Here is a 21,434-nt window from a genome sequence, read left to right as displayed (position 1 = left end):
GTGTCGGTGCCGGTGGTGACGATGTTCCACAGGTCTTCGGGGGAGGTGATGCCGCCGGGGAAGCGGCATGACATACCCACCACCGCCACCGGCTCCGTGGTGCGCGGGGCAACACGTCGTGTTCGCGTCGGTCGCGGATCGCCGTTGATCGCCGCGATGAGATATTCGGCCAGCGAATCGAGTGTGGGATGGTCGAAAATAACAGTCGGGCGAATGGGCAGTCCGGTGGCTTCAGCGAGCGTGCGCTGCAGTGCCAGCACGCCGACCGAGTCGAATCCCAGATCGCGGAACGAGGTGTGGGCATCGATCGGACCGGTATCGCCGAGCACCATCTTCGCACTCGAGCGCGCCAGTTCGAGCGCGATGGTTTTCGCGTCGCGTGCGTCGCAAGCCCGGACCCGCCGGACGAAAGGAGAATCATCGATTCCGGATCCCGCTGTGATGGCCCCCGCTTCGAATCGCTGCCGCTGAAATGCGTAGGTGGGCAGATCGATTCGTTTGGTCGCGTGTCCGTCGAAGATCCGCTGCCAGTGCACGTCGACGCCCGCCACGAATGCTTCGGCGGCCGAGGTGAGGAAGCGATGCAGGCCGCCATCGTCCCGGCGCAGTGTCCCGGAGACGGTCGCGGTCGATCCCGTGGCGTCGAAAATCTGTGTCACGCCGGTGATCAGGACCGGATGTGGGCTGACTTCGATGAAGAATTCACACCCGTCCGCCAGCGCGGCGGTGACGGCATCCTGGAAGAGAACTGTTTGGCGCAGGTTCCGGAACCAGTAGTCCGCGACGCATTCGCGGGTGTCCAGTGCCGTCCCGGTTACCGTGGAGAAGAACATCACCGCTGTCGAAACGGCGTCGATGGCACCCAGATTGCCGAGGAGTTCTTCGCATGTGCCGTCTGCCAGGCGTGAATGGCCGGCGCCGTTGGCGATCCAGCGCGCGCGGACTTCGCCGGTATCGCACCGGGAAACCAACTGCGCCAATGATTCTCGGTCTCCGGTCACGACCGTCGAGATTGGTCCGTTCACCGCGGCGAGTTCGAGGTCCGGCCAGTGCGTGAGCAGTTCGCGCACCTGATTCGTGCCAGCCTGTATCCATACCATGGCGCCCTGGCCCTCGAACCGGGCCATCAGTCCACTGCGCGAGGCCACGATCCGCGCCGCGTCCCCGAGAGAGAGTCCCCCGGCGGCGTAGGCGGCGGCGATTTCCCCCTGGGAGTGTCCGATCACCGCGTCGGGTCGTACACCCACCGCGGCCCACAGTTTGACCAGGCCTGCCATGACCGCGAACATCAGCGGCTGCACGACATCGACCCGAGTCAGATCGAGACCCTCCTGTGAACCGTTCAGGGCCCCCTCGATGGACCAGTCCAGGTAGGGCGCGAACGCGATCCCGCACTTCGTGATCTCCGCTGCGAATTCGGGTGAGGTGTCGTAGAGTTCGCGGCCCATGCCCACCCATTGCGAGCCTTGGCCGGGGAACAGGAACACCGTCTTACCCGCACCGGCGACCTTTCCGCGGACCACATCCGGGCCGGGCTCCCCCGAGGCCAGATCCTGCAGACCGGCCCGTGATGTCTCCAGATCCCGGCCGAGCACGACCCCGCGATGCTCGAACACCGTCTTGCCCGCTAGCGCGGACCCGATGTCGATCGCATTCGCGTCGGCGTGGTCCTGTACGAAATCGGTCAACCTGCCCGCCTGTGCTGCCAGCGCACCCGCCGAACGACCCGAGAGCACCCACGGAACAACTCCCCAGCCCTCCACGTCGTCGCCGACCGAACTCGGTTCCTGCGGCGCCTGCTCGATGATCACGTGCGCATTGGTTCCGCTGACCCCGAACGAGGACACCCCCGCCCGCCGCGGCCGATCTGGCTCGGGCCACTCCGATAGCGCGCTGTTAACCTGAATGCCCAAGTCCGACAACGGGATCAAGGGATTGGGATCTCGAAAATTCAGACTGGCGGGAATCCAGCCGCGCTCGATGGCCAGCACGCCCTTGATCAGACCCGCGATACCCGCGGCCCCCATCAGATGGCCGATATTCGTCTTCACCGAGCCGACGCGAACAGGCGTCGCACGGTCGGCGTGTCCGTACACGCTCCCGACGGCGTCCGCTTCGACGGGATCACCGATGGGCGTTCCGGTTCCATGCAGCTCTACGAAGTCGACCGTGCCGGGCTGCACGCCTGCGTCCGCGCAAGCCTCCGTCATGACAGTCGCCTGGCCGATCGCATTCGGCCGGAAGATCACGCCTTCACGTCTGCCCTCGTTCCCGACGGCCGAACCTCGGATGACCGCCCGTACCTTCATGTCTCGCGCCAAAGCCATGGCCAGGGGCATCAGGAGCACCATGCCGGCGCCCTCGCCCGCGACGTATCCATCGGCGCGTGCATCGAAGACGTAGCACGTACCCGACGGGGATTCCGCGCCGATCCCGGCGAACTCCGTGGCGTCCTCGCCACGAGTACCCGTCAGATGCACCCCGCCGGCGACCGCGAATTCGATCGCTCCGCTGCGCAGCGCCGCACATGCCGTATGCACGGCGACCAGCGAGGAGGACTGCCCGGTGTCAATCGTCAAGCTCGGTCCGACGAAATCGAAGAAATACGATATTCGATTCGCGATAACCGATCGTGCGGCGCCGACATGTCGATACACGCTCGAGTACGAACCCGGACCGCCCAGCGACCGGACTTCGCCCTCGTCCATTGCCCCGATGTACACGCCGACGCGTCGCCCGGCCAATTCCTGCGGTCGCATCGAACTGTGCTCGACAGCCTCCCATGCCAGCTCGAGCGCAGTACTCTGACGCGGATCCATCGCCGACGCCTCTTCGGCATCGATTCCGAAGAAGGCGGCGTCGAACGAATCGCCGTCCGCCGGGTTCGCGCCCGGGGCGGCGGGGGAGCCGAACCGCTGTGTCCGTGCGCCGGCCTGCGGCGCCGAGCGGGTTTCCGCCCTCCCGTCGCGGAGCAGGTTCCAGAATTCATCCGGGCTCGTGCCACTGGAGAAGCGGCACGCCAAACCAACGATCGCGATAGCAGTGTCATCAGAAGACATGGTTTCAACCCCGCACTCTTGCTCAACTAATCGCAGCCGGGGGCAGGAGCTCCGCATCGAAAGGATTCCGGAGTGCCATCCCGGCCGTGTTTCTAGGACAGCGTCAGCTGCACGCGCGTATTCGGATGGCGTGCGCACAGGTACCCGATACCAGCGGTGAGAAAGTACTGAAGGTCCGGGCGAAAATCCGGCCCATATTCGTTCACGACGCGGCCGGGATAGTGGGTTACGAGCACGACACCGGTTTCCTGGCCGACGAGCGTGGTCATGTAGTAGAAGCCGCACACGACATCGCTCAGGAGGTCTTCCCAATCGGCTTCACCGGTGGGCGAGGCGTGCGGTGCGGTGTCGTACAGGACGACCCGAGGTCGTCCTCGGGTGCACACCAGCCTCTCGAACGAACGACGCATATCGAAGAGGTCGCCCACGTCGAGTGGTTTCCATTCGACGGCGGGCCGGTTCGGATCCGGGTTCGAGGATCGGTCACCGCCGGCCGCGGATGGGTTCGCGCACGCCATCACCACCCGGCCGACCCCGGTTTCGGCAACCCGATCTCGCACCGCCTCGGCGTCCCCGCCATTCACGCTCAGGGCCAGCGCGAATCCCTTCCGCGCCGGCGCCGGCGTTCGGGCGGAGGACCCGTCGGCAACGATCGACAATGCTGGGTCATATTGCGCGAGAACGCCGTTCGACGCCACCCGCAAGTCCAGATGCGTCCGCGCCGGATCACGCACCGCATCGAGCACGCACTGTGAGACCAGGCCGGTCTCCACGCTCACCGGAGCATCGATGAACCGGGTTCGGGCCGGGCGCGGCCCCGCCGACAGCGATCGCAGGCAGGCCCTGACAACCTGGCCCAGCGGTTCGAGTCCGGGACCGCCCGTCGAACCGAGCGCCGCCGGTGACGCCGCCACCGCGATGACGCCGCCGGAGCCATCGGCCCACCGGCCGACGCAGGCATCGAGCACGATCCGCAGCGTCTTCAGTATTCCGCGCAGGAACAGGCACTGGTGCGGGCCGAAATCCTCGGCCGGGTTGCGCAGGCTGTAGCAGGGAGCGAACACCACCCAGTCCGGCCGGGCCGCGAGCAGCTCGTCCGTCAGCGCCGATCGGTCCAGGTACCTCCCGGCTCGGGGACCCTGCCCGGGTATGGACGACTCCGCGACCACGAAACACCGGATATCGGCGCCACGCATCTCGAGGGTCGCCCGCACGGCATCGGCCAGGCCGTGCCGGTCACTGATCACCAGGACCGACTGTCCGGTGAGGTCGTCGTCACGATCAGAGATCACGCTGGATGCTGAACTTGGCATCGAAGGCCATCCTCTCCGAAATGATATGGCCAACAGGAAACTTGGCGGATTCTCGAATCAGATAGGCGAGGTAGCTCTCGGTATCGATATGTTCGGAGGCGAGAGCCCCGAACAACAGGCTGGGCGAAACGGCCCCCAGGTCCAGCTCCAGTGCCGCGGTCGAGAACCTGACGATCTGGACGGTCGCTTCGATGTCGGAATTCGGTTCGTATGTGCCCCGCATGAACCGGGACTCGCGGCTGCCGAAGTCGGCCATGAACGGCAGACCGTCGAGGGTGAGTTCCATGGCCAGGTGCGCGGTCGACGGGCCGAAACCCAGCGCCCGGCGCTCGTGATATACCACGACCGGTTCGATCCCGTTGCGTATCAGCATGGCTGCCGCCACCAGTGTCCTGTCCGGACAGGGCGCCACGGCCAGGACATCGCCGTCTTCGAGGATGTCGACGACCGTCCGGCGCCCGTAGTGCAGGCGAATCCGCTCCGCACTCCAGGTTCTTTTCGTGAGAAATCCGTGCACGAACTCGAATACACTCATCGCGACATTCCTGTCGCTGCCGCAGAAGAGTGGAAAAGAATTAAGGAGGTCGTCTTCGGAAGCGGACATACGTGCAAGCTCACTCATCAAGAGTTCCTCTCGCGTCGACTCTGTGTCCATCACTCGACGCAGGACGGCAACCACCCCGCGATATTGTCCGGTCTGAATGGTTCGTATATCGAACTGCCGTAACCGGAAGCTATTCGATACCTGACCTGTTCGCGGGCGATCCCAGATTGAATATTCAACATATTATCCCGATTCGGACCGTGTGTCCATTGTGGAAAAGAATTTCCCCGGCGAACGATGGCATTCTTACAATCGTGCGCGGACGACAAATGCGCTGTTCAATCGCCGCCCCTCGGGTCCGCGCCATACGAACGGTTCGCCGGAAACCGACGGCCAGCGCAGATAATGCATGCTGCCGACAATTCGGGTACTCGTGTCAGCTCGGAATGCTATCTTGGATGATTGACCTCCGTCGAGATAATAAATATCATCGACCGGAATTTTCTCGTGAGCCATCACGGCGGCCGCTTCGGACGGCGACAAACCCTCGAAGAAATGTGTGAGCGGTGCCCCGTCGTAGACCCGCAGCCGCGTCAGGCCGGCGTCGGAATAAAGAAAGCTGCGCGCGTAGCGAGCGTCACGAAAAGGGGATACCCCGAGTGACTCGTCATAGCCTTCGCAGTCCCCGCGAGCGGCGGAGCCGACACTCGGCCCGATGGACAATCCGGAGATCAAATCAGGGACATCCAGTTCGCCGATGGTCAAGATCTGAATCGCGGTCCCGGGTGTCAGGACGGATTCCCAGGAGCGATCCGCGCGCAGCACGTAGTTTCCGGAGAAATAGTCCAGCCCGCCACCGGCTCGAACCTGCGCGATCCGATGGGTGCCATCGCGCACCACCACCGCGCAGTCGACGCATCCGCTGTCGGCGGGCGTGACATTCTCTGCGCTGTCCACATGGCGGACGAATCCGGTTCGCGCGGCCATCGCATAGTCGATCCGGCAGTTCGAGGCGCCGAAAACGACCACGCCGCCCGCGCGTATCCAGACATCCGGATCGGCAACGGTTTTCGAGCCGGCCCATCGGAAAATGCGGCCGGCGGCCTCCACCAACCCGTTCGCCGGGACCGTGCCGATTCGCGCGCCGCGGGTGGTCGAAACATAGGCGGGCTTGTTCGAGGTCGGCAGACTGACCACTACGCCCTGGCGGACACACAGGTCGAAGCACGGTTCCGGTGGCCGATAGTCGGGGTAGTCGGAGCTGAAGGAGAACGCGCCGGTCACGGCGGCGATATCCGCGTTGTCGCGGAGGAGATCCTTGAGAAAGAACCCCTCTATGTCACTCTCCGCGCAGATCCAGGCCGTGCTGTTGTCGATGCACAGCTCGAACATATTGCTGAACCGGCCGGCGCCGAGTTCCACCGGCGCGGCGCGAAAGGTCACTCCGGCTGCCAATTCGACTTCGACCGTCTCGGTCCGGACCGCGAAGGGAGATTGATCGCGTGCCAGGGACTGCACGTCCGGCACCGCGAACCCGTAGTCGCCCGGGTGCGCTCCGGCGCTCATCGCGCACCGCCGAGTGCTGCGCTCAGGCCATCGAGCACGCGGTGATCACCCGAGAGCAGTCGCAGCACCTCGGATCGGACCCGGAGCTCGAATTCCGGGGCGACCACGGCCGGATACGGGACCGTGCCCGACAGGCGATACAGGGCGGTCCCTGCGGCGACATGCCCGACTATGGCGTAATCGTCGTCCGAGATCCCCGATCCACCGAAGTACGCGTCGAGGAAAGCGGTGGTCAGCAGGCGTTGATCCACCGGCCGATCGATGTGGTGGAGCATGATGTGGGCGAGGAGATACCCGACATCGAACATCGGGTATCCGAGGTGCACGTTGTCGAGATCGCACATCGCCACGCGTCCCCCCGCCAGCGAGAGATTCTTCGGAGCGAGATCCCCCAGAATCAGTTGCTGCCGCGGCTGCCGTTTGAGCGCGGCACTGGTGGCCAGCAGTGCCGGATGGCCGTGCCGCTCGAGGACATACTCCAGCGAAAAGTCGCGAAATCGCTGATCATCGGTCAGATCCGGGCGCACCCGTGCGCCGGCATCGGCGGTGGCATCGTGGACTGTTCGCAGCGCCGCACCCAATCGGGAAAGCTCGCCGGGAAGGGCCGGCCGCTGCAGGAGATGGTCCTGATAGTTCATGCGGTCGCAGAAGATATCTGTCATTATCATCGCGTTCAATTCGGGTCGGAATTCCAGCACCTCGGGGAAAATATTCGGAGCTGCGCCGTGATAAATCGACAGCGCGCGCACTTCGCATGCGATCAACGCCGGATCGGTTACCTGATCTGGAATGCCCGAGAATCTGCTACCGCGAATCTTGAGAATCGCGGTGCTGTTTCCCCCGGTCACTCTGAACACATGACTCACATTGCCGCCGGCTATTCTGGCGACCGAGCATTCCGTACCGACATGCGCCGCACATATGGTCATGAGACGCCGCCAGGCGAAGTCGGTCATCAGACCCGCGGGTTGTTCGTGAGCGGTCTCGGTCATAGCGGTCTCGGCTACGCTCGAATGAAAGATGCGCTGAGGTCGGCGCCGGACTCGGCAACGACCGGAAATTCGCGGTGAAAATCGAGCACCGCCGTTGCTGTTTCCCCCGTCCACTGTCGCGCCGCGGACAGATAGACCCCGGCCATGAGCACCGAGCCGCGCCGGTGAGTTGTCAGCTCGGAGGCCATATGCTCGCGACTGCGGCGTCCGTTGAGATAGAGCAGGAACTCGTCGACCGTCTTCCGTCGCGACACCGCCTGCAACGACTCCTTGCGCATGTCCTCGTCGTTTGCCAGGATCCCGTCGTAATCGAAGACCTCCGTCTTCTTCCACTCCCGCTTGAAATGGTTGTTACGGAATACCTGCAGGACGATGTGGTCCCGGACCGAGACCCCGCCGTTGCCGGATTCGGATACGGACTTGTCCAGCGACTGGAAAGCCTGTAGATGCAGCGCTTGAAAAGGCCCCTGCGAAATGATGTGTGTCTCGTGGCGGACGCGCCCGTTCCCCTTGTACAGGTCGCTGGTGTTCGGTTGCTCGCTGCCACGCTGTGAGATTCCGTTGTGCAGCAGATTTATGCTGGCCAGGGTGACCGTTCTGCCGCGGCTCTTGAAGGCGGCCGAGATGAACGCATCCACTTCACCGAACTCCGCGGTGGCCCGGGTGAGGATGTCCGCGGAGTAGCGTTGAACCCTCGGAAATTCTGGAAACAGGCGCTGATAGTCCGAGACGCTGATCTGAGTGAGCAGATCGGCGGGCCGGGTGACATTCGCGAAGACCTCGACCTGGTCGAGGCGCTTCTCGTCGGTTTCGCCGGCCTCGATGAGCCACGGCACGATGTCGAAGAAGTGGTACCCGGAGTGCGCGGCTTTCCCGTATCCGCGTTCGAACGAGTGATAGGTGATGTCGATCAATTCGTCCGGCATTCGCCACTGGCCATCACTGTGATACGACTGAACCGAGGTCACCGGGCAGTTGGTATCGCCGGCCACTTCGGTGATCAGTGATCGCATCAACTTGAAGGCGGGATGATAGCGGCGCTGTGTGTGTACGCCGACGAAAAGGTCCGGATGGATGGACCTTTCCTGGATGTACAACGTGGCGAGGGCCTCGAAATCTTCATGGATGGCGGCTGCCGCAGCCGGATCGATCGAACTGTTGGCATGGATCGAGAGCGGCTTATCGATCAGGACGCTGATTCCCCGGCGAATTGCCCACCGGGCATATGCCACATGGAAGGACGGCTCGGTCGCGACGATGACGCCATCAATTCGCTCGGCCTCCACCACCCCGTCCAGAACCTGTACGACTGCCTGCGGTAGTTCACGAAGTTCCGCATCGAAATCATCGACGTATACCGTTCTGATCCCACCGCCGAGGAGTTCTGTGAAAGAAGCTATTTGTTCGCGGGCTGCCGCGATATCAATTGCGACAATGGTGCCGACCTTTCCATGGGCACGGGCGTCCAGGAGTGCGGGCGTATGATTCTTCTGAGCATGCGGGCCATAGCCCACTATCATGACATTCTTCAACATCCCACCCCTGTCATGCTTACTTACGATGTCCGCCATCGCATTTTCCGTCCGGCAATGGCGATAGCCGCGAAGCTGAACGCCGAAAGAGCAGATATATCAAGCCACAGGCGACTATCGATCGGGCCGATGACACATTGCCGAAGCGCCGAGGCGGCGTATGTCGCGGGACTGAGGTAGCTCAGCGCAACAACCCAGTCCGGCAGTTGTTCGGGCGGCACGTAGACCGGACCCAGAAACAGCAGGACGATGGTCACGAACAGCGAGATCGAGCTGGTCTCCTCCTGCGTTCTGGCGAATACGCCGATCAATGCGCCGAAGCCCGCGAGCGGTAACACGCACAGCGGAACAACCACCAGTGCCGCGGCATTCAGTGAGAGTTCTATCGACAGGAACGCCGACCCGAATATCAGCGTCGCGGCCAGTGCTGGCACGGACAGTACGAAAAATGCCGATACTGTCGCCAAGATCACCGAATACCGCCGTACGGGCAAGGTCCCGAAGTAGTCCAGAGTTCCCATCGCCTTCATGTAGGAGAAGTTCTGCGCGACCTTGTTCTGATTCTCGAACATCAAGCTGAGAACCATGCTGCCGACGAGGACGTAGGCGACAGATACGCGCCCGCGGTCCACGAAATTCCCCAGCGCGATTATTCCGACTATCGGCGTGAATATCCCGGTGACCAGCATGGCTCGCCACGACCAACGCCAGTTCGACAGCTGGATGAGGAACAGATCGATGAACTGTATCGGCCACGCGGGCCGTCTAATTGGTTGTTGCGAGATGTACATACAGGTCCTCCAACGTGGCCGAGTACAGACGAAAGTCCGCGGTGGCATTCCTGCTGATGAGCTCGTTCAAGATTGCATTGACGCTGTCTCGATGTACCGAGGTTGCCGCGCTTCCGTCCGGGCGCCACTGCCAGTGGGCCTCTGTGGGAAGTTGCCCGCCACTCTCCGGCAGGGAGACCTCGAGCCGCACGTACTGCTGAATTCGGCTCTTCAAGTCGGCCGGCGTTCCGACCGCAATGAACTTGCCGGCCATCATGATTGCCACGCGCTGCACGATTCGCTCGGCCTCGATGGCATCGTGTGTGATGAAGATGACCGTCGTACCCCGATCCGCGTTCAGGCGATGCAGGACATCCCAGACGTGCCGTCGATTGATGGGATCCAGATCGTTGGTCGGCTCGTCCAGGACCAGCACCGGGCATTGCCCGGCGGTAGCCACGGCCAGCTGCAGCAACCGCCGCTGACCGCCGGACAGGTGAACGCTCGATCGATTCCGCAGGCTGGAGAGTTTCCAGGTTTCGATCATCTCGTCACGCTCGAACATTGCTTCTCGCCTGGACATGCCACGCAGATGAGCAGAGAAATATATCGCCTCGGACACGGTCAGTCGATTCAACGCCAAGCTGTTCTGTGGCATATAACCGACAAACCGGCTGACCTGCTCGCTATCCCGGGCAACAGATTTTCCGAAGAGCTCGATATCGCCCGAACTCGGGCGCAGCAATCCGACCATCTGGCGCACCAGTGTGCTCTTTCCGGCACCGTTGTCGCCGAGTATCCCGAATATTTCGCCGCTTCTGATGTCGAGCGAGATATTATCTACCGCGGGCGCGCTATGGGTTGCGTAGACTTTGACCAGATCGGTGATTCTGTACGCGAGATCACCCATGGCCTCTCCCATCGTTGATTTGCAAGAATGCCATGAACCAGATTAAATCCAGTGATTGACCAAGGCAACTCCAAGAAGGTCTATTGCGGTTATTTCCCTGTGTATTGCCGCGTTTCGATATGCGTGGGACTCGCCGAATCGCGATAATCAGCCGCGTAAGCCATCGAGGACCTTCTGAGCTGCGCCGGCCAGCAGTATTCTGCGTTCGGCCAGGAAGTCCGGGTATCGCTCGATTGTCCACAGCGCTGGATCCTGCGGAATGCACTGTCGTGCGATTGCGCCCCGCGAGGACTCCTCGAGTCGTGAAAGCAGCTCGTCGACTCCATCCGGTCCTCGAAATATCTCGGGGTCGCCGCAGATATAATTGGCGACTGCATTAACGTATCGAGACGGGAACCCCAGTCGATTCAAATCGGCGCGCGGGAACAGGGATCTGATCGCCAGCGGCTTGCCCTCTGCCTGCTCGCCGGAATTCTTCGCGAGTACGTATAGCAAAGGTAGCGTGCGAGCGTTCATATTGGATTCGTCGAAGTCGTCGGGCGTCAGCTTCAACGGCTGATCGTCGTCGTCCACGAGGTCCGCCACCAGTCCGTCGAGACCATCGCTCTCCAGCAGTGCGAGATCGCGATTCAGCGCTGTCTCGGTCGATGATCGGTGGCGTCCGGTGAGTGCCGAGACGACATACCAGTACAGCATCCTGTCGCGTTCCGTGGCATCGGTGAGAACGCCGTCGTATCGCTGCAGCAGAACGCACAGTACGGGAACGGCGGTCCGGCCCAGGAGGACTCGGTCGTGATCGATGCCCAGCCGCTCGGACAGTGCCGCAAGAATCGAGTCGATATGGCCCGGCGTGTGTTCCAGCGCTGTCGCGAACGTATCGGTCGATACGGCATCGAGCGAGTCGAAGTCCACTCGACTCGTGGCCGCGGCTGTTATGTTGCGCAGGACCCAGTCGGTTCGGAACTTGTAGCCGGCCTCTCGCCAGCGGCCCATGTGGTCGCGCACGCGGCGCCGGGCATCGGGTACCCGCGAACAGGCCTTCGCGATGGCCAGGTCACCCTTCGAGAGGGTGGTTCCACTGGAATTCAGCTGATTGAAAATATCGACAATTATGTCCAGGTCATGGTGCTCGTCCGTCAGCCGCTGCTCCGGGAGGTCTCGGTCGACTATCTGGGCGAGTCGATTGACTCGGTCCAGATAGACTCGAGCAGACTCGCCGTGCCGGGCGATGTTCTCGACGAACGCGCCCACGCCCTCGCCGAACAGTTGCGTGACATCGATCCATCCGGCGGTCAGCTGATGCCCGCGTGGCCAGAACCGGAACTCTTCCGCGATGAAGTTGAAGGACAGGCGCTCGAACAGGTCCGGGTCGCCATCGAAGAATTGCGGGGTGCGACCCCGGATGACCCCGTACAGCGAAGTCATGCGCTGTTGCCCGTCCAGCAGGAGCGCGCCGAGACCTTCCCCCTGCTGATTGCGGATAAGGGTCGACGTGACATCCGCCTCCCACAGCAACACTCCGCCAACCGGATAGTTGAGGTACAAGGATCGGATCAGACCGCGAACCTGGCTTCGGCTCCATACGAAACCGCGCTGAAATTCGGGTAGAACCAGTGTTCCAGAATCTATCTGAGCCAGTAGGGTCGAAATCTTGGTCATGATCCCCCCAATAATTAACGCAATGCCTCTTCGGTTGCGGGAGCGGAATAGACGGAGACGGTACACCGCGGTTGATCACTTCACAACCGCTGCGACCTGCTAACCGAATAGATGTCCATCGATCCGGATCGTCATATCAGACCAATCGGTTTGTCTATAAGAATTGCGTGCTTCATTCTGCTGGACTTTTTTCTCCGGGGTTGTCGGGGCAACTTTTTCAGCGGCACTTGCTCGCCGGCCCGGTGCGATCTACGGTCAGTAATCCGGGGTATCGAGCGCGCTGGCGCCCGAAAGGAAGGGCTCCAATGGTGCATACTACGGCCGGGAAACTGGCGGCGTTGCGTGAACATTTGCAGGCCGCTCAGGAACCATCCGGAGAGGCGGGGATAGCCAAACGCGCGGCAAAAGGAATTCCTAGTCCGCGCGAACGAATTGCCATGCTGCTGGACGCAGGCAGCTTTGTGGAATTCCACGCGCTGGTCAAACAGCCCGGGTCGGACAGCGCACCCCCCGGCGATGGCGTGGTCACCGGACGCGGCACTGTCGATGGCCGTCCCGCGGTGGTTATCTCACACGATCAGACGGTGTTCGGCGGATCGGTCGGGGAGATGTTCGGGCGCAAGGTGGCCAAGGCGATGGACTTCGCAGCCGATGTCGGATGTCCCTTCGTCTCCATCAACGACTCCGGCGGTGCGCGCGTGCAGGACGCGGTGACTTCCCTCGCCTGGTACGGGGCGCTGAGCAGGCGTCAGCTCCGGCTGTCCGGCCTGGTACCGCAGGTCTCGCTGATGCTCGGCAAATGTGCTGCGGGCGCTGTCTATTCGCCGATCAACACCGACGTGTTGATCGCCACCCGGACGGCTCATATGTTCGTCACCGGACCGGATGTCATCCGTGAGACCACCGGCGAGGAAGTGTCCCTGGACGAACTCGGCGGAGCGTTCACGCAGGCGGCGAACGGCAACGTGCACCACGTTGCCCCTGATGAGCAAGCCGCATTCGACTGGGCTCGGAACTACCTGAGCTACATGCCGTCGCACTGCTTCGATCGAGCGCCGCTGGTGAATCCCGGCATCGAACCGGACATCACCGACAGCGATCGGGAATTGAACGCGATAATCCCGGATTCCGATCGTGCAGGCTACGACATGTACGAGGTACTGCTGCGAATCTTCGACGACGGCGATTTCCACGAGGTCAGTGACTCGTTCGCCCTCAATATGATCACGGGTTTCGCTCGGGTGGACGGCAGGCCGGTCGGCGTGGTCGCCAACCAGCCCCTCGTGTCGAGCGGTGCGATCGACGCCCGTTGCTCGGACAAGGCCGCGCACTTCATCCGGCTTTGCGACGCGTTCGGATTGCCGCTCGTCTTCGTGGTCGACACACCGGGAATGCTCCCGGGCGTGGAAGAGGAGAAGATCGGCGTCATCAAACGTGGTGGCCGGTTCATGTTCGCGGTCGTAGAGGCCACCGTGCCGATCGTGACCATCAATGTCCGCAAGGCCTATGGTGGTGGCTATGCGGTCATGGGCTCGAAACCCCTTGGTGCCGATATCAATCTGGCGTGGCCCACCGCCCGCATCGCGGTGATGGGGGCCGAGGCGGCTGTAGGTCTGACGCAGCGGCGTGTGCTGGCCGCGGCCTCGGAATCCGAACGCCCGATCCTGCGCCGGCAAATGATCGACTTCTATAACGCGACCGCGGCGACTCCGTGGATCGCGGCCGAACGGGGCTACGTCGATGCGGTGATCGAGCCGGCCCGGACCCGGCTCGAGATCCGCAAGGCGCTGCGGCTCCTGTGCGACAAGTCGATTGCGCAAACCCCGCGAAAGCACCTTCTCATACCGTTGTGACGTCAGTACGCCGTTCGGGGATCTGTGAGCCCTGAGGATCATGCCCCTTTCCTCGAATGGAGTCTGCGATCGAGTTCATCGGCCATGCTCTGCCAGTGCTCGGCATTGCGCCGGGCGACCGCTACGATCGCCGCAGAGCAATGCCCGGGAATCTGATCGGCCAGTGCCACCGACTCCTCCAGCGTGCGTGGACCTGCGTCAAGCCAGCGAAGTAGCGCCCGGCCTGCGTCGCTGAATCGCAAAGACGGGTCCGCGCGCAGGCTGCGGATTGCCGGAGTCAGGTCAGCTTGCGGGCTGGAGGAGGCACGCCCGCTCGGGCGGGCGGCCGGCCGGATCGGGGTCGACTGGTTCTCGGCGATCGGCGCGCGCACCCGGGCCTGCCCATCGGAAGAAGTTCCGCGCCTGTCGGAGCGTTGCAGTCGCCCATCACGACCGACGCGCCGCTCCAGGTGGGGAATTTCCCCACCGGCGCGGCGGCGAATCGCTCCCACGGTCTTGTGGGCTACACCGGTGATACCCGCGACCCTGCGGTCGGACCAGTCGGGAAACAGTTGCAGGATTTGCGTCGCGGCGCGCTTGCGATCCGAGAGTGAGAGTGGCAACCCGTGCACGGCATTGGCTTTGACCGCGAGGACATAGGCTTCCTGGTCGGTCCCATCGAAGAATCGAGCCTGGACGGTGGTCGCGCCCCGGAGCCGGGCGGCTTCGAGGCGGTGAAACCCGTCGATGATCCGCATGGTCACGCGATGGACCACTATGGGCGGGTGCGGTTCGTGCAGTTCGCACAGCAGCCGCAGGTGCCCGTGGTCCAGGCCTGACGCCCTGATCGATCCGGACGCGGCGATTCGACCGATGGGCAGCTCGATGATTTCGCTGAGTGTCGGTTCGTCCGGCACGGCCTGCGCATATCGCTCGGCGCTGGAATGGCTCCTCCCCGGCTCTTCTGTCACAGCACTTCCTCCCCGTCATGGCCGATCCCGATACGGCAAGAAGCGCATACCTGTGCTGCAGCTCCGGAGCGCGTTGGCCCGAGGCGGTCGCACACCGTGCCGACCGACACGGACCCCTCGATCATTTGCGATGAGGCCTCGCCGATGAAGATCGATCGTTGCACTAAATTCATTAGGCAACAACACATTTCGACTTGATCGAGGGTTGCCTGGGGGGTGCCTTCGCATGACGAGTGTGGCATTGCTGGTGCGCAGCACATCTTTCGGTACACAGCCTTGGATTTGCTGTGCTGAAGTAAAATTGTTATGAACGCGCGGGATAGGCCAAATTCTCGAAAAAGCCTCCAGCGTCCGATGTTTCGATCCCCTCGGCCGCGTCGCGATCCCGTGTACGTGTTCAGCGATCGGCCGTCGCGCGATCCACAACCCCAATAGTGGTCCTCGATGCCTGCGATTGCTTCGCGCCGGGGTATGGCGACCGTCTACATGTAACGCGTGCTCAGCCCGGTTGCTCACGTGGAGGCACCGGGTGGCCCGCGGCCCTGTGGACCCGTGAACGGCCGCGTCGCGATGATCTGCGCGACGCCCGACCGGGGGCAGCCGACCGTGGCCGTTCGCATTACGATCAGGTTCGAATCCGCCTCGTACGGGCAGTCGCGACCAAATATGTGAACCGCGGCCCGCTCGCGAGTGTCTACCTGATGTGAAGGAAATGCACCGATGAGCCTGCCGCCCATCCTGTTCGATCGACTGCGTCTGCCCGCGGTCGCCTCGCCCATGTTCATCGTCTCGGGGCCCGAGCTCGTGATCGCGCAGTGCAAGGCGGGAGTGATCGGGTCGTTTCCCTCGCTCAACGCTCGCCCGCACGCACAGTTCCGGGAGTGGCTCGTGCGTATCACCGAGGAGCTGGCCAAGTACGACGCGGACAACCCGGAGCAGCCGGCCGCGCCGTTCGCGGTGAACCTGATCGTGCACAAGAGCAACGACCGGCTCGAGGAAGACCTCGCCACCGTCGTCGAATTCCAGGTGCCGATCGTCATCACCTCGCTCGGCGCTCGTCCCGATGTGAACGAGGCCGTGCACTCCTACGGCGGGATCGTGCTGCACGACGTGATCAATGACGTGTTCGCGCACAAGGCGGTCGAGCGCGGGGCCGACGGGCTGATCGCGGTCGCGGCCGGCGCGGGCGGGCACGCGGGCGCGCAGTCGCCGTTCGCCCTCGTACAGGAGATCAGGGCCTGGTTCGACGGTCCGCTGCTGCTGTCGGGCGCCATCGGGCACGGTCGCTCGATCCTGGCCGCGCAGGCCGCCGGCGCCGACCTGGCCTACATCGGATCGGCGTTCATCGCCACCGACGAAGCCAACGCGGTGCCCGGCTACAAGCAGATGATCGTGGACTCCGCCGCCGCCGACATCGTCTACTCCAGCCATTTCACCGGCGTGCCCGGAAACTACCTGCGCCCCAGCATTTCCGCCGCGGGCCTCGACCCCGACAGCCTCGGTGATCGCGACCCGTCGGTGATGAATTTCGGTACCGAGGAGCCCGCGGGTCCCGAAGCCAAGCCGTGGCGCGACATCTGGGGTTCGGGCCAGGGCATCGGCACCACCGATGCCGTGCTGCCCGTCGCCGACCTCGTCGAACGGCTCGGCGCCGAGTACGCCGAGGCGAAGGCGCGTCTGCTTCGGCTCTGAGGGTCCGTGTCGAAGGTCGCGCTGTCGCACGCAGCGCGGCCACGTCCCAGGATCTCCGTCTCGGCGAGGGCTCGCGACCACCTCGAGCTTTGCGATAACTACGCCACACCGTATTGACGCTATGCCAATAGTGCTGACAATCTGCTTCGTGGGTCGAGCTCGTTCGGCCCCCGGCGGAATGCGGTGAGGTCGAATGGTGTGGACGATGCCTGAGGAGGGCCGCGGAGTCGCCGGTGTGCGGGAATTGCCACGACGGGGCCCGAGCCGGCGCGCGGCCGCCGAGGCGCAACAGCGGCGTGTGCTGACCGCCGCGGGCGAAGTCTTCGCCCGGCGTGGTTTCCACGCGACGCAGATGGAGGAGATCGCGGTTCGCGCCGGAATCAGCAAACCGATTGTGTACAAACACTTCACGAGCAAGTTGGAGCTGTACTCGGAAGTGGTTCAGGCGCACGCGGACAGATTGGTGTCCGAAGTCCGGCGGGCCATGAACATCAGGGCCGGCAACCTCGCCCGAGCCCGCGCGGCGGTGAGTGTCTACTTCGATTTCGTCGAGTACGACCCCGACAGCTTCCGCATGCTCTTCGACACCACGCTGCCGAGCGAACCATCCGTTCGCCGTTGTACCGATCGCGCGGTGGACGATTGCGTCCACGCGGTCGCCGGGATTCTGGCCCGCGATCTGGACACCGATCTCGACCAAGCCCGTCTCGTCGCGGCGGGCCTGATGGGCATCTGCCGGTTCACCGCCCAGCAATGGTCCGATGGTGGCCGTCAGATTCCGAAAGAGCACGCGATGGCACTGGCGGTGACGTTGTGTGTGCGGGGCTTGTCGGCCGGCGCACGAGGCTCGTATCCAACCTCGTGCCGCGATCTCGACCGCGAACCGACATCCGACCGACACGGAAACTCAAACCGCGCACACGGGTTCCTCAATGTTGATTTGCCAGCCTGAACGGGTCACCGCCCAGTGCGGTGGCGACAGCGGTGCATACCGCCGCCGCCCCTACTAATCGATGACCCCAGGAGTTTTCACCGAATGTCGTTGACCGACAACCGAACCCTCGACCGCTACCCGACCCGGACGCTCGCTCCCGCACCCCATCGCCGACGGGTGGACCCCACGGTGTGGGGCACGATCGAGTCCGACGGCCTGGACACCTTCGACACCGACGGCTTCGCGATCATGGACCACCTGCTGCATCGCGCCGAGGTGACCGATTTCGCCACCGAGGTGACGCGGCTGACCGGCGACCCGGAACTCATGCTCGACGAGCGTCTGGTGATCGAGAAGGGCTCCCGCCGGGTGCGCTCGATCTTCGCGGTGCACGAATTCAGCTCCATGGTCGCGGATCTGGTGCGCGAGAGCCGGATCGCCGGGCTCGCCCGCCAGATCCTGGGTTCAGAGGTCTACCTGCATCAGAGCCGGATCAACTACATGCCCGGGCTGTGGGGTGCGGGCTTCTCCTGGCATTCGGATTTCGAGACCTGGCACGCCGAGGACGGCATGCCCGCGCCGCGCGCGGTGAGCGTGTCCATCGCGCTGACCGAGAACTTCCCGTTCAACGGCAGCCTGATGCTCATGCCGGGCTCGCACCGCACGTTCGTGCCCTGTCAGGGCGAGACCCCGGCCAACCACTACCGGGAGTCGCTGCGGAGCCAGGAGGTCGGCGTGCCGCGCGGCGCAGACATCGTCGAACTCGCGGCGCAGTGCGGAATCACCCAGTTCACGGGCAAACCGGGTTCGGCCCTGGTGTTCGACTCGAACATCATGCACGGCTCGTCGAACAACATCACCCCGTTCCCACGCTCGAACATCTTCCTCGTCTTCAACAGCGTGGAGAACGCCCTCGTCGAGCCGTTCGCCGCCGATGAGCCACGTCCGGACTACATCGCGAATCGGGATTTCACACCGCTGGTCTGAGGTACGACGGTCGCCGGACCCCGATCATGCAGGGTCCGGTGACCGACCGGAGGTCACCGCGGTGCCGGGACCGGCAGGTTGAACAAGGTAATGGCCTGCTGCACGGTGTTCTGAACGAAGTCGTTGACCTCGCCGCGACCGATCTGTCGGGCGGGCAGATCGCCACCCAGCTCGGCTATTCCGAGCAGAGCAGTTACACCCGCGCCAGCCGCCGCTGGTTCGGTCTCTCTCCCAGGCAGCTTGCCGCGCTACGGCATTCGACCGCTCCGGCGGACCCGCCGCCGCCACCGCCGCCGCGCGCGGATCGCCGTGCGCCGGCGTGAACACCGCCCGACAAGCGGGATGCGAGCGCCCGGACGGTTCGAGGACACGGAACGGGCCGCGCACCCTGCGGTGCGCGGCCCGTGCGGTCTACCCCCGTACGGCGCGAAGCCGTGAATCGATCAGAGGTTGACGCCGTAGTCGCGAGCGATGCCCGCGAGGCCCGAGGCGTAGCCCTGGCCGATGGCGCGGAACTTCCACTCGGCGCCGTTGCGGTACAGCTCACCGAAGACCATGGCCGTCTCGGTCGAGGCGTCCTCGGTCAGGTCGTAGCGGGCGAGCTCGGCGCCGGTGGCGCGGTCCACCACGCGGATGTAGGCGTTGCGGACCTGGCCGAAGGACTGCTGCCGGGCCTGCGCGTCGTGGATCGACACCGGGAAGAAGATGTTGGTGATCGTCGGCGGGGTGCCCGCCAGATCGACGTTGATCGTCTCGTCGTCGCCCTCACCCTCACCGGTGAGGTTGTCGCCGGTGTGCTCGATGCTGCCCTCGGGGGACTTGAGGTTGTTGTAGAACACGAAGTGGCTGTCCGACAACACCTTGTGGTTCGGGTCGGTGGCCAGCGCGCTGGCGTCGAGGTCGAAGTCGGCGCCGGTGGTCGAGCGCACGTCCCAGCCCAGACCCACCGATACCGCGGTCAAATTCGGAGCCTGCTTGGACAGTGAGACATTGCCACCCTTGGCCAGACTGACACCCATAGTGGTTCCTTTCCTGTCGCCGCGGACCATCGTTCGCGGCCGGTTCTCTCGTCGGTCGTTGCCGATACCGACGATAGCGAAGTCGGCGGTGTCGGCGCTGGTTGTGTTGGCGGAAAGCGCCGGGTCCGGTGCGGGACATGCCCGCGGACGCGCCGGGTTGAATCGTTTTCGCATCATTTCGGCGATAGGCTGGGGTCATGTCCGTCTCCATCGCACTGTTCAGTCGCGATCTGCGCATTCGCGACAACCCCATGCTCACCGCCGCGGCGCGCGACGATGCGGTGGTGCCCCTGTTCGTGCTCGACGAGCCCATCGTCGCGCGGGTGCGCGAGGCCCCGAACCGGGTGCGCTTCCTGCTGGCCGCGCTGGACGAACTCGACGCGGAACTGCGCGGCCGGGGCGGGCGGCTGGTGGTGCGCCGCGGCCGGGTGACCGAGGAGGTCGCGCGGGTGGCGGCCGAGACCGGCGCCGAGACGGTGCATCTGGCCGAGGATGTCAGCCGCTACAGCCGCGAGCGCGAAGAGGCCATCCGCGACGAGCTGTCGAGCCTGGACTGTCAGGTGAAGACCCATCCCGCCTCCATCACCGCCGTCGATCCCGCGGAGATGAAACCCGATACCGGCCGCGGCCACTACGCGGTGTTCACCCCGTACTACCGGCGCTGGTCCCAGACGCCGATGCGGCGGCCGCTGCCCGTGCCCGAGCGGGTGACGGTGCCCGATATCGAGAGCGATCCGCTGCCCGATCTCGCCGATCTCTGCTCGGGTCCGGGTTCGCCGGACTTGCAGGTCGGCGGGGAGACCACGGGCCGGAAGCTGCTGTCGCACTGGGTTTCCGGGCCGGTCGACGACTATGAGGACACCAAGGATCAACTGACGATAGACGGCACCTCGGGGCTTTCGCCCTACCTGCACTTCGGCTGTCTGTCGCCGACCGAGGTGGTCTACCGCACCGACGCCTCCTCCGCCGGCGGGCAGGCGTTCGTCCGGCAGGTGGCATGGCGGGACTTCCATCACCAGGTGCTCGCGGACCGCCCGGAAGTGGCCGTCGATGACTACCGTCCGGACGGGCGGACCTGGCTGAACGATCCCGACGGTTTCGACGTCTGGAAGTCCGGCCACACCGGCTACCCGATGGTCGACGCCGCCATGCGGCAGCTGCTGGCCACGGGTCTGCAGCCCGGCCGCGCCCGCATGATCACGGCCAGCTTTCTGAGCAAGACGCTGAAGGTGGACTGGCGGCTGGGCGCGGAGCACTTCGAACGCTGGCTGGTCGACGCCGACATCGCCAACAACCGGCTGAACTGGCAGTGGGTCGCGGGCACCGGCACCGATACCCGGTCGAGCCGCGTCCTGAACCCCCTGCGCCAGGCCGACCGCTTCGACCCCGACGGGGTTTACGTCCGCCGCTGGCTGCCCGAGATCGCGCACCTGCCGGGTGCGGAGATCCAGCGGCCGTGGCGCGCCGGTGTTCCGGCCTCGGTGTATCCGGCGCCGATCGTCGAATTCCGGGGTATGTGAACACTTTCGGGACAGCCGGTGAGGCGGCGGTGGGCCGGGGCCGGTGCCGGAGTCCGGCGGCGGCGCGGGCGGCGGAATCGCGCCCGTCACAGGCCAGCACCAGCGCGGTGTCCAGGGTTTCGGTGCTGCCGTCG

At 64.1% G+C, this 21,434-nt stretch carries 17 protein-coding genes; 6 read left to right on the top strand and 11 right to left on the bottom strand.

The features are described 5' to 3' along the window. The 9 genes from ABZ319_RS34925 to ABZ319_RS34885 all read right to left on the bottom strand — a co-directional run. Nucleotides 1-3,059, bottom strand: a 3,059-nt coding sequence (locus ABZ319_RS34925) for an acyltransferase domain-containing protein (protein WP_354990835.1), incomplete at its 3' end; no start/stop codon positions are given. Between the two features lie 92 nt (nucleotides 3,060-3,151). Further along, nucleotides 3,152-4,126 (bottom strand): hypothetical protein, encoded by a 975-nt coding sequence (locus ABZ319_RS34920; protein WP_354990834.1) that lies wholly within the window; start codon nucleotides 4,124-4,126, stop codon nucleotides 3,152-3,154. Between the two features lie 214 nt (nucleotides 4,127-4,340). Further along, nucleotides 4,341-4,994 carry a hypothetical protein gene (locus ABZ319_RS34915; protein WP_354990833.1) on the bottom strand — a complete coding sequence of 218 codons (654 nt, stop codon included), beginning with the start codon at nucleotides 4,992-4,994 and terminating at the stop codon, nucleotides 4,341-4,343. Between the two features lie 228 nt (nucleotides 4,995-5,222). After that, complete coding sequence (locus ABZ319_RS34910; RefSeq protein ID WP_354990832.1) at nucleotides 5,223-6,482, bottom strand: hypothetical protein; 1,260 nt, start codon at nucleotides 6,480-6,482, stop codon at nucleotides 5,223-5,225. After that, nucleotides 6,479-7,474: a phosphotransferase gene (locus ABZ319_RS34905; RefSeq protein ID WP_354990831.1), complete on the bottom strand. Its 996-nt coding sequence runs from the start codon at nucleotides 7,472-7,474 to the stop codon at nucleotides 6,479-6,481. Before ABZ319_RS34905 ends, ABZ319_RS34910 begins: the two co-directional genes overlap by 4 nt. A gap of 11 nt (nucleotides 7,475-7,485) precedes the next feature. After that, nucleotides 7,486-9,009, bottom strand: coding sequence for a Gfo/Idh/MocA family oxidoreductase (locus tag ABZ319_RS34900; RefSeq protein WP_354990830.1), 1,524 nt, complete (start codon nucleotides 9,007-9,009; stop codon nucleotides 7,486-7,488). A gap of 20 nt (nucleotides 9,010-9,029) precedes the next feature. After that, entirely contained in the window at nucleotides 9,030-9,797 is a 768-nt protein-coding gene (locus tag ABZ319_RS34895) for an ABC transporter permease (RefSeq protein WP_354990829.1), read from the bottom strand. Next, a complete protein-coding gene (locus ABZ319_RS34890; RefSeq protein ID WP_354990828.1) occupies nucleotides 9,772-10,686 on the bottom strand; it encodes an ABC transporter ATP-binding protein in 915 nt (304 codons plus the stop codon). The genes ABZ319_RS34895 and ABZ319_RS34890 overlap by 26 nt, the downstream gene beginning before the upstream one ends. 147 nt (nucleotides 10,687-10,833) lie before the next feature. After that, on the bottom strand, nucleotides 10,834-12,345 hold the full coding sequence (locus ABZ319_RS34885) for a DUF262 domain-containing protein (protein WP_354990827.1): 1,512 nt from the start codon (nucleotides 12,343-12,345) through the stop codon (nucleotides 10,834-10,836). A gap of 305 nt (nucleotides 12,346-12,650) precedes the next feature. Here ABZ319_RS34885 and ABZ319_RS34880 point away from each other — a divergent pair, with 305 nt between their 5' ends. Beyond that, nucleotides 12,651-14,198, top strand: a complete 1,548-nt coding sequence (locus tag ABZ319_RS34880; protein ID WP_354990826.1) for an acyl-CoA carboxylase subunit beta — start codon at nucleotides 12,651-12,653, stop codon at nucleotides 14,196-14,198. Nucleotides 14,199-14,236: 38 nt separating this feature from the next. On the opposite strand, the gene ABZ319_RS34875 is transcribed toward ABZ319_RS34880, so the two are convergent. Then, complete coding sequence (locus tag ABZ319_RS34875) at nucleotides 14,237-15,148, bottom strand: ParB N-terminal domain-containing protein (protein WP_354990825.1); 912 nt, start codon at nucleotides 15,146-15,148, stop codon at nucleotides 14,237-14,239. Between the two features lie 720 nt (nucleotides 15,149-15,868). On the opposite strand from ABZ319_RS34875, the gene ABZ319_RS34870 reads away from it, so the two are divergent. The 4 genes from ABZ319_RS34870 (at nucleotide 15,869) to ABZ319_RS34855 (ending at nucleotide 19,084) form a co-directional block, all read left to right on the top strand. Further along, nucleotides 15,869-16,840: a nitronate monooxygenase family protein gene (locus ABZ319_RS34870; protein ID WP_354990824.1), complete on the top strand. Its 972-nt coding sequence runs from the start codon at nucleotides 15,869-15,871 to the stop codon at nucleotides 16,838-16,840. Between the two features lie 205 nt (nucleotides 16,841-17,045). After that, nucleotides 17,046-17,792, top strand: coding sequence for a TetR/AcrR family transcriptional regulator (locus tag ABZ319_RS34865; protein WP_354990823.1), 747 nt, complete (start codon nucleotides 17,046-17,048; stop codon nucleotides 17,790-17,792). Between the two features lie 84 nt (nucleotides 17,793-17,876). Further along, on the top strand, nucleotides 17,877-18,761 hold the full coding sequence (gene thpD, locus ABZ319_RS34860) for an ectoine hydroxylase (RefSeq protein ID WP_354990822.1): 885 nt from the start codon (nucleotides 17,877-17,879) through the stop codon (nucleotides 18,759-18,761). Between the two features lie 26 nt (nucleotides 18,762-18,787). After that, entirely contained in the window at nucleotides 18,788-19,084 is a 297-nt protein-coding gene (locus ABZ319_RS34855; protein ID WP_354990821.1) for a helix-turn-helix domain-containing protein, read from the top strand. A gap of 120 nt (nucleotides 19,085-19,204) precedes the next feature. Here the strand turns inward: ABZ319_RS34855 and ABZ319_RS34850 are convergent, their stop codons facing one another. Next, entirely contained in the window at nucleotides 19,205-19,780 is a 576-nt protein-coding gene (locus tag ABZ319_RS34850; protein WP_354990820.1) for a TerD family protein, read from the bottom strand. Between the two features lie 197 nt (nucleotides 19,781-19,977). Here ABZ319_RS34850 and ABZ319_RS34845 point away from each other — a divergent pair, with 197 nt between their 5' ends. Further along, on the top strand, nucleotides 19,978-21,300 hold the full coding sequence (locus ABZ319_RS34845; RefSeq protein ID WP_354990819.1) for a deoxyribodipyrimidine photo-lyase: 1,323 nt from the start codon (nucleotides 19,978-19,980) through the stop codon (nucleotides 21,298-21,300). The last annotated feature ends 134 nt before the right edge of the window (nucleotides 21,301-21,434 follow it).

Origin of the sequence: Nocardia sp. NPDC005978, from assembly GCF_040614455.1 — a bacterium.
Taxonomy (GTDB): Bacteria; Actinomycetota; Actinomycetes; order Mycobacteriales; family Mycobacteriaceae; genus Nocardia.
This window is presented reverse-complemented; position numbering and strand designations above follow the sequence as displayed.